The organism is Hymenobacter sp. B1770, from assembly GCF_049896385.1.
Lineage (GTDB): Bacteria > Bacteroidota > Bacteroidia > Cytophagales > Hymenobacteraceae > Hymenobacter.
This window is the reverse complement of the sequence record NZ_JAFCUF010000075.1, coordinates 1-651: the sequence shown is the minus strand read 5'-3', so window position 1 is coordinate 651 and position 651 is coordinate 1. Positions and strand designations below refer to the sequence as shown.

The following is a 651-nucleotide window of genomic DNA, read 5'->3' as shown; positions in this document are numbered from 1 at the left end:
AGCTCGTGGACGAGGTGGACAGCGAGGAAGTGGCCCGTGACCCGGTAGTGAGCGCCTTGCGCGCTCGTCTAAAACGGGCCGAGCAGGAGCTCGATATTTTAAAAATAGCTTTGGTCATCTTTGGCCAGCCGACCCGGTGAGCACCTACCAGCACATCGCGCAACGCGCCGCCCAGGTGCCGGTGCGCCAACTCTGCCAGGTGCTACGGGTGGTGCCGGCCGCGTATTATGCCTGACAGCGCCGCCGGCAACAGCCGACAGTCGAGCCGGGCTGGCAAGTGGCGGTGCGCGAAGACTTTGCCTATCACAGCCAGCGCTACGGCACGCGCCGGCTGCGGGCCGAAGTGCAGGCGCAAGGCCACCTCGTGGGCCGTTGGCGCAGCCGCCGCGTGCTCCACGCCCACGGCCTGCGCGCCCTCCGGGTTCGACCCAACAGCCGCGCTCCTTCGTGCTTCGCACCACCGACTCCGACCCAGCCGTGCGGGCCGCGCCCAACCGCTTGCTCGGCCAGTCGGCCCCCACCGCTCCCAACCGGGTCTGGGTGGGTCGTACCCGGTAGGGCGACATCACGTACCTGCCCCGGCAAGTCGGCGGCTGGCTCTACCTGGCCGGCTGGCTGGACCGTTGCTCGCGCAAAGTCGTCGGCTGGGAC

General features: G+C 69.1%; 1 pseudogene. It reads left to right on the top strand.

Annotation, left to right across the window (positions count from 1 at the left end):
• Positions 1–277 precede the first annotated feature (277 nt).
• A pseudogene (locus ACP7AJ_RS21545) lies at positions 278–415 on the top strand (IS3 family transposase); the annotation flags it as partial.
• Between the last annotated feature and the right edge of the window lie 236 nt (positions 416–651).